The organism is Arenibacter nanhaiticus (assembly GCF_900141935.1).
Taxonomy (GTDB): Bacteria; Bacteroidota; Bacteroidia; order Flavobacteriales; family Flavobacteriaceae; genus Arenibacter; species Arenibacter nanhaiticus.
Genome location: NZ_FQYX01000075.1, coordinates 1 through 1,704 on the forward strand (window position 1 = coordinate 1; position 1,704 = coordinate 1,704).

Here is a 1,704-nt window from a genome sequence, read left to right on the forward strand (position 1 = left end):
GGGTTCGTGCGTATACGCCATTATGGGATCCTGAGCAGTTCCAGGAAGAAGGCACTGCTTCCTTTGCTGCAACAGGTCCTGGGCGGTCCCGTGCCCAATGGACGGCCTCCCTTGAAACATCGCCGATGTCCTTACTGCCAGATCGGGATTATGGTGACCGTAGCTGTATTCGACAGCCGTGGCCCGCCCAAAGCATGGTCCGATCGACTGAAAAATAGCGCCCCAAGAAGAACGCCCCAAACAGCGTAAGGGGATACCCATGGCCAAAATTAAAATAGCGGGATGGAAAAGGCCGTTCCGGAGAGTAAAATGGGCCAAGGAAATCAAAAAGGGCACCGGAACGGGCTACGAAAGAGGTGACCACCAAATTAAGGGACCAGCTCCGACAACAAGGTATATGTAAAAGACTCCCTCAAACCTTAGCAATCCCCATAGTAAGGGAAAACAGGACCCGGTTCAGTCAACACGGTCTTCATGTTTGGCCGTACCGACCACACGAAGTCTTAGTTATTAGCTACAGTTATTTTTTAGCATTAGTTATTTATAAATGCATCAGACTTTGGCCTTTTAAAAGGTTCTGACAAAAATCTATTCGCAATACTGTTAAATAAATCTGGATTAGAGGAAGGAGTAAAATGTGTTTCACCTGGCATAATACAAAGTTGTGCCTTTTCTAGATTTTCATATATTTCCATACTATGCTCGCTTTTAATTACATCTTCATCTCCAGCCAAGATTAATACTTTTGCTTTAACTTTGGAAAGATCTGTGATTGGTATATTAGGTTGTTCTCCAACTAATCCTAAAAGTTGTTTTTTCAAATTCCAATTTTGGGTTTTGTCTTTTTCTTTTATTTTTAATTTTACCACGTCAAATTCTTTTTTGATTATATCAACCACGTATGGATGAACTGCTGTTGTATCTGGTCTTAGATTTGCAGCCATAGACACAATTTTTTTAATCTTGACTTTATTGTTAATTCCCATTTTTAGACCAATTATTCCACCGTCACTCCAGCCAATAATATTTAGGGAATCAAGTTTTAAATGATTTACCAATCCTTCCCAATCTTCTGTGATTTGCTTATACGTCAATGAATCAGTTTTTAATTCAGACTTTCCTTGACCTCGGCTATCCGCAACAATTACTCTGTATTTTTTTTTGAAATAATCTATTTGATTACCCATCCAAATAATACTTCCACCATTTCCATGAATAAGTAAAAGAGGCTCTCCTTCACCATACTCCTCGAAATAAATCCTAGCTCCATTAATTTCAACATATTTCCCAACAGCTTGGTTGTTGCCATATGGTGTATCAAAATTAAAGTTTAATTGAACTTGAGCTGTTGAGATTAAAGAGAATAAACCTGTAAGAAGGAAAATGAATAATTTTGGTATAATTTTCATCTTGTTTTAATTGTAGCTAACGTTTAGTATAAGAAATCGTAGGGCAGGTGATAAGCACTATCGTTTCGGTTTATTACTTAGCTAAATAGAAATATTTTGCTTTTATCTTTTCTGCTATAAATGCCAAATTTTATATTTAGCAGACTTTGTTAATAATTACAGACCTTTCGGTTTAGCACAAACGCCCTATGTTTTTTATGCATTGTGTGTGCCCAGCATGGGCATCTTTTATCTACTGCAAAGTAGATAATTAATCTAGAGGGTGCAAGTCCCTTATGGGCAGGGGTAACGCCTT

Annotated in this window: 1 protein-coding gene and 1 pseudogene; one reads left to right on the forward strand and one right to left on the reverse strand. The window is 38.3% G+C overall.

What is annotated here, in order from left to right; genetic code table 11:
* A pseudogene (locus tag BUA16_RS19295) lies at positions 1-249 on the forward strand (IS91 family transposase); the annotation flags it as partial.
* A gap of 284 nt (positions 250-533) precedes the next feature.
* On the opposite strand, the gene BUA16_RS18120 reads toward BUA16_RS19295, so the two are convergent.
* Entirely contained in the window at positions 534-1,409 is an 876-nt protein-coding gene (locus BUA16_RS18120; RefSeq protein ID WP_072766110.1) for an alpha/beta fold hydrolase, read from the reverse strand.
* Between the last annotated feature and the right edge of the window lie 295 nt (positions 1,410-1,704).

Excerpts from the sequence above, each read along its gene's own strand:
- BUA16_RS18120 (WP_072766110.1), bottom strand. The coding sequence starts at position 1,409 with ATGAAAATTATACCAAAATTATTCATTTTCCTTCTTACAGGTTTATTC.